General features: G+C 69.8%; 2 protein-coding genes. Both read right to left on the reverse strand.

What is annotated here, in order from left to right; genetic code table 11:
* Positions 1-6,422 (reverse strand): type I polyketide synthase (locus ACFXOM_RS35430; protein WP_385041596.1); only part of this gene is annotated, 6,422 nt, incomplete at its 3' end.
* Between the two features lie 49 nt (positions 6,423-6,471).
* Positions 6,472-7,156 (reverse strand): phosphopantetheine-binding protein (locus ACFXOM_RS35435; protein WP_385041599.1); only part of this gene is annotated, 685 nt, incomplete at its 5' end.

A 7,156-nucleotide genomic window follows, 5' to 3' on the forward strand; every position in this document is an offset into this window, starting at 1 on the left:
GAATCAAAGACATCCGCGAACACCGGAAACGCCTCATACAACTCCCGACCCATACCCACCCGCTGCGAACCCTGCCCCGCGAACATGAGCGCCAGCCGGCCGTCCGCCTGGGAGCCGGTGATGACGCCGAGGCCGCGGGCCCCGTCGTCGTCGGCGAGCGCGGTCAGGCGGTGGACCGTTGATGCCGGGTCGTCCACCAGGACCACGGCTCGGTGATCGAAGCGGAGGGAGCGGGTCGTGGCGAGGGAGAATCCCACGTCCGCCAGGTCCAGTGCGGGGTTGGCCTCGTAGGCCGCAAGCAGGCGAGCCGCCTGCGCGCGGAGGGCCGCCGCGGTGCGAGCCGAGAGCGCCAGCGGGATGAGGGACGGGCGTTCCGGCGTGTCCGCCTGGCGGGCTTCGGCGGCGCCCGGCGATTCCGGGGCGCTTTCGAGGACCACATGTGCGTTGGTGCCGCTGATGCCGAACGAGGACACACCCGCCCGGCAGACACGGCCTTGCGCTTCCTCCTCAAGCGGCCAGGGGACCGGCTCCGTGAGCAGCCGTACGTTCCCTTCCGACCAGTCCACGTGGGGTGATGGCGCATCCACGTGCAGGGTGCGCGGGAGCACCCCGTGCTGGAGTGCCAGCACCATCTTGATGACACCCGCCACACCCGCAGCCGCCTGGGTATGGCCGATGTTGGACTTCACCGAACCCAGCCACAACGGCCGGTCCGCCGCGCGGTCCTGACCGTACGTGGCAAGCAGCGCCTGCGCCTCGATCGGGTCACCCAGTGCCGTGCCCGTGCCGTGCGCCTCGACCGCGTCCACGTCGGAGGGAGACAGACCGGCGCTCGCCAACGCCTGCCGGATCACCCGCTGCTGCGACGGACCGTTCGGCGCCGTCAGACCATTCGACGCACCATCCTGATTCACCGCAGAACCAGCCACGACGGCAAGTACCCGGTGGCCGTTCCGCCGCGCGTCCGACAACCGCTCCACGAGCAGCATGCCGACGCCTTCGCCCCAGCCGGTCCCGTCGGCGCCAGCGGCGAAGGCCTTGCAGCGTCCGTCCGGGGCGAGTCCGCGCTGCCGGCTGAACTCCACGAACGCTCCAGGCGTGGACATCACCGTCGCGCCGCCCACCAACGCCATGTCGCACTCACCTGAGCGCAGAGCCTGTGCCGCCCAGTGCAGAGCCACCAGGGACGACGAGCACGCCGTGTCCACGGTCACGGCCGGGCCTTCCAGACCGAGCGTGTAGGCCAGTCGTCCGGAAATCACGCTCGCGGCGTTTCCGGTGCCGATGTAGCCGTCGAAATCGTCCGGGGATTGGGCCAGCAGCGCCGGATAGTCCTGCCCGTTGGTGCCTATGAAAACGCCCGCCCGGCTGCCCCGCACGGAATGCGGATCGATGCCGGCGCGCTCGAGCGCCTCCCATGACGCCTCGAGCAACAGCCGCTGCTGCGGATCAGTGGCTACGGCTTCCCGCGGACTCATGCCGAAGAAGGCCGGTTCGAAGTGGTCCACGTTCGTCAGGAAGCCACCGACGTTGACATAGGTGGTTCCCGAGTGGTCCGGATCGGGATCGAAGATCGAAGTCAGGTCCCAGCCACGGTCGCACGGGAATGCTCCGACGGCGTCCGAGCCGTCCGACAGCAGTTGCCAGAAGGCCTCCGGGGAGTCGACGCCTCCGGGGAAGCGGCAGCTCATCCCCACGATGGCGAGCGGGTCGTCATGCACTGCGGGGGAGCCCACCGCCTGCTCGGCGTCCGCGTGAGCCGGTGCGATCCGGCTGCGCAGGAAGCCAGCCAGTTCCGTCGGCGTCGGGTAGTCGAACACCACCGTCGCACTCAGTGCGATATCGCAGGCCAGGCTCAGTGCGTTCCGCAGTTCCACGGCGATCAACGAATCGACACCGAGGTCCCGGAAGGGCCGATTCGGTGTGACCTCGGCGGGACCCGCGTAATGCAGCACTTCGGCGGCGTAGGACCGGACGAGATCGGTGAGCAGTCGATCCTGCTCGGCCGGCTCCAGTCCTGCGAGCTGCCGGTGCAGGTCGGACCGGTGGTCGTCGCTTTCGGGCCGTGCGGCGAGCTCGACCGCGGTACGGACTTCCGGAAGGTCACCGATCAGTGGGCTCGGGCGTACCGCGGCGAAGGCGGAACGGAAGTCCGCCCAGGTGATGTCGGCTATGACCAGGCCGGATGTTCGGGAGCGGATCGCGTGCCCCATGGCGTCGACCGCGAGGTCCGGCCTCAGAGGGGTCAATCCGCCCCGGCGCATGCGCTGGGCCATCGCTTCGTCGCTCGCCATACCGATCTCGGCCCACGGTCCCCAGGCGAGGGAGGTGGCGGGCAGGCCTTCGGCCGCCCGCCGCTCGGCCAGCGCGTCCAAAAAGGCGTTGGCGGCAGCGTAGTTGGCTTGCCCGGCAGCACCGATGGTGCCCGCGAAGGACGAGAACAGGACGAAGGCCGAGAGGTCCCGATCGCGCGTCGACTCGTGCAGGTGCAGTGCCGAGGTGGCCTTGGCCTGCATGACGGCGGCCAATCGCTCGGGGGTGAGCGAGTCGAGTACGCCGTCGTCGAGTACGGCGGCGGCATGGAAGAGGGCGTCCACGGGGTGTTCGGCGAGCAGCGCCTGGACGGCGTCCGGGTCGGCGACATCGCAGGCCGCCACGGTCACCCGCACTCCGAGGGCGGACAGCTCCGCCTCCAGCTCGGACGCACCGGGCGCCTCGGGACCCCGACGACTCGTCAGGACCACGTGCTCCGCACCACGTTCCGCCACCCAGCGCGCCACGCGGGCGCCCAGCGCACCCGTACCGCCTGTGATGAGCACCGTCCCGTGCGGTCGCCAGCCGTCGGCCGAGTCGTCTCCGGTGGTGGCCGGGGCGTGCACCAGCCTACGCCCGAACACTCCGGAGGACCGCACCGCAACCTGGTCCTCAGTACCGTGCGCGAGAACCCCGGCCAGGCGGTCGAGCGCCCTGCGGTCCGCGGCCTCCGGCAGGTCCACCAGACCGCCCCAACGGTCCGGGAGCTCCAGCGCCGCCACCCGGCCCACGCCCCACGCTGCCGCCTGCACCGGATCCGGTCCATCGTCCGACCGACCGACCGCGACTGCGCCCCGCGTCACCACCCACAGACGCCCGCCGACATCGGCGTCCCCCAGTGCCTGCACCAGCGCCACGGTCCGTGCCGCGTCCACGGATCCGACCGCCAGCACGCCCGAGACCGGCTCCGTGCCGGCCGCCGCGCGCACCCGTGCGGCCAACAGAACCCGGTCCGTCTCCTCCGCGGGGCACTCCACCCGCTCGATCTGCACACCACACGCCGACAATCCCTCGGTCACGGCCTCGGCGTACGTGTCCCCGGCTGCCAGCACCACCATCCAACGGCCGAGCGGCGCCCCGGCCGAACGCACGGCCAGCGGCTTCCACTCCGCCCGGTACCGCCAGCCGTCCACCACCGTCCGCTCACGTCGCTGCCGCCGCCACGACGACAGTGCAGACCGCACCTCGTCCCACGGGGCATCGCCGGTAAGTGCGAGCTCCCCGGCCAACACGGCGGCGTCTCCGTGCTCGACGGCGTCCCAGAATTCTGCGTCGGCGTCATCGATCGCGTGCGCCACGTCGTTCCCGGCGGCAGTTGCGGTAGCCGCCAGCCAGTAGCGCTGGCGCTGGAAGGGATACGTCGGCAGGTCGACCGGCCGTGTCCCGGGCAGCAGCGCAGCCCAGTCGAGTACCGCGCCGGTTGCGTGCAGCTGCGCGAGGGCGGTCACCACGTGCGATGCCTCGGACCGGTCCCTCCGCAGTGCGGCGACGGCCACGTGCTCGGAGCCCTTCCCGCACGCCTGAGCCATCGCTGTGAGCGTGCCGTCCGGCCCGATCTCGAGGAATCGAGAGACGCTGTGGTCCGCGAGCCATTGGACGCCGTCGGCGAAGCGCACCGTCTGGCGGACGTGGCGCACCCAGTAGTCGGGGGACATCAGCTCCTGCGGCGTGGCGAGGGTGCCGGTCACGTTGGAGACCACCGGGATGCGTGGCTCGGCGTAGGTCACGCTCGCGGCGACCGCCCGGAACTCCTCCAGCATCGGATCCATCAACGGCGAGTGGAAGGCATGACTCACCCGCAGCCGCTTCACCTTCCACCCCCGAGCCTCACACCGCTCCGCAACCTCCGACACCGCGGCCTCCTCACCAGAGACCACCACCGACCGCGGACCGTTCACCGCAGCAACCCCCACCCCCAGCCCACGCCCCTCCAACAACGACAACACCTCACCCTCCGCAGCCTGCAACGCCACCATCGCACCACCCACCGGAAGCGCCTGCATCAACCGCCCACGAGCCGCCACCAAACGACACGCATCCTCCAACGACAACACACCCGCCACATGCGCCGCCACCAACTCACCCACCGAATGACCCACCACATAATCCGGCCGCACACCAAACGACTCCACCAACCGGAACAACGCCACCTCCAGAGCAAACAACCCCGGCTGAGTGAACCCCGTCCGATCCAACCACCCCACACCACCACCAGCCACACCAACACCATCGGCCACTTCGGCCACATCGCCAAACACCACACCCCGCAACGACAACTCCAACTCACCATCAAAGTGAGCACAAACGGAATCAAAGACATCCGCGAACACCGGAAACGCCTCATACAACTCCCGACCCATACCCACCCGCTGCGAACCCTGCCCCGCGAACATGAAGGCGGTCTTCGTACCGGGTCGGTGCGTCCCCCGCACGAGGCTCTCGGCTCGCTCGCCACGCGCGAGGGCGTTCAGTCCGACGACGAGTTCCGCGCTGCTGCTGCCGAGGACGACGGCGCGGTTCTCCAGTGCGGCACGCGTCGAGGCGAGCGAGCGGGCGAGGTTGCGAATGTCCTGCCCGGGATGGGCATCGAGGTGGGAGAGCAGCCGTCGGGCCTGCTCGCGGAGCGCGTCGTCGCTGCGAGCCGAGAGCACCCACGGAAGCACCGGCAGGCGCACGGATGCGGCCGTGTCGACCGCCTCCTCTTCCTCGGGTACGGGCTCCGCCTCCGGTGCCCGTTCCAGCACCGCGTGCGCGTTGGTTCCGCTGACTCCGAAGGCGGAGACCGCCGCCCGTCCGGGTCGATCGTTCTCCGGCCATTCGACGGCCTCGGTGAGCAGCCGCACATGACCAGTTGCCCAGTCCACATGTGACGACGGTTCATCGACGTGCAGGGTCCGCGGCAGGATGCCGTGCTGCAGCGCCAGGACCATCTTGATGACACCCGCCACACCCGCAGCCGCCTGGGTATGGCCGATGTTGGACTTCACCGAGCCCAGCCACAACGGGCGGTCGGCATCTCGGTCCTGACCGTATGTCGCAAGCAGCGCCTGCGCCTCGATCGGGTCGCCGAGCGATGTCCCCGTGCCGTGCGCCTCGACCGCGTCCACGTCGGAGGGAGACAGGCCGGCGCTCGCCAACGCCTGCCGGATCACCCGCTGCTGCGAGGGGCCGTTCGGCGCGGTCAGACCATTCGACGCACCGTCCTGGTTCACGGCGGTGCCGCGGACGACCGCGAGCACCCGGTGGCCGTTCCGCCGTGCGTCCGACAGTCGCTCCAGCACCAACACACCCACACCCTCGGCCCACCCCGTGCCGTCCGCGGCCTCCGCGAAGGCCTTGCACCGGCCGTCGGCCGCCAGGCCACGCTGCCGGCTGAACTCGATGAACGCGCCCGGCGTGGACATCACGGTCACCCCGCCCGCCAGGGCGAGCGTGCACTCGCCGGACCGCAGGGCCTGGGAAGCCAGGTGCAGCGCGACCAGCGACGAGGAGCAGGCCGTATCGACGGTCACCGCGGGGCCTTCGAGCCCCAGTGTGTAGGCGACACGACCCGACACGACCGAGGTCGAGTTGCCCGTCAGCAGGTGGCCGCGGACGTCGTCGGGGACATCGCGAAGTCCGGCGCCGTATTCCTGGCCGCTGGTCCCGACGAAGACCCCGCTACGGCTCCCCCGCAGACCGAGGGGGTCGATTCCGGCGCCCTCGAAGGCTTCCCAGGAGGCTTCGAGGAGCAGTCGCTGCTGCGGGTCCATCGCGAGCGCTTCGCGCGGCGAGATGCCGAAGAAGCCGGGGTCGAATTCGGTCGCCTCGTAGACGAAGCCGCCCTTGCACGAGTAGCTCGTGCCCGACCCGTCCGCCTGCGGGTCGTACAACGCGTCGGTGTCCCAGCCGCGGTCCTGCGGCCACTCGGAGATCGCGTCTTCTCCATCGTGCAGCAGTCGCCAGAATTCCTCCGGCGAGCTGACACCCCCGGGGAAGCGGCAGCTCATCCCGACGATCGCGACCGGCTCCTGCTGCTGCGATTCCAGCTCCTGCAGGCGCCGACGGGTCTCATGCAGGTCCGCGGTGACCCACTTGAGGTAGTCCCGGAGCCGTTCTTCATTCGCCATGTGGAACTTGCCCCATACGTTGTAGACCGGAACGGTTCACCAGCGGCGATCAAGAACGACCGAGCTCCTGATTGATGAAATCGAAGATCTCGTCGTCCGAGGCCGCGTCCAGCTGCTGGGACACGGCGGACTTCGCATCGGCCTCGGCCGCCCCGCCCAGCTCAGACAGGATGCGCCGAAGACGGGCCTCGACGAGCCCTCTGGCGGAGTTCTCTTGGGAAATTCCTGAAATCGCGTCGGCGAGACGGTCCAGGTCAGCGAGTACGGCTGCCTCCGGATCCACGTCCGCGGCACCGAACAGATTGTCGTGCACATGCTCCGCGAGAAGCTGTGGAGTGGGGTAGTCGAAGACCAGGGTGGCGGGGAGCCGCATCCCGGTCTCGGCATTCAGTCCGTTGCGCAGCTCTACCGCGGTGAGGGAGTCGAAGCCCAGGTCCCGGAAGGCCCGGAGGGGTTCCACGGCCTTCGCCTCCCGGAGTCCGAGAACGGCAGCCGTGTGGACCCGTACAAGATCGAGAACGGCCTGCGAGCGCTCCACTGCGGAGGCTCCCGCCATCCGGTCGACGAAGGACTGCCCCGTGCCCTCAGCCGTCTCCGCGGCGGCGCCGCCCAGGGCGCCAGCGGCCTCCGGCAGATCCGCCAACAACGGACTGGGACGAACACTCGTGAACGCCGGAACAAAACGCTCCCAATCCACATCCGCCACCACCACCGAACCCTCACCAGAACCCACC

The organism is Streptomyces sp. NPDC059169, assembly GCF_042755225.1.
GTDB lineage: Bacteria > Actinomycetota > Actinomycetes > Streptomycetales > Streptomycetaceae > Streptomyces.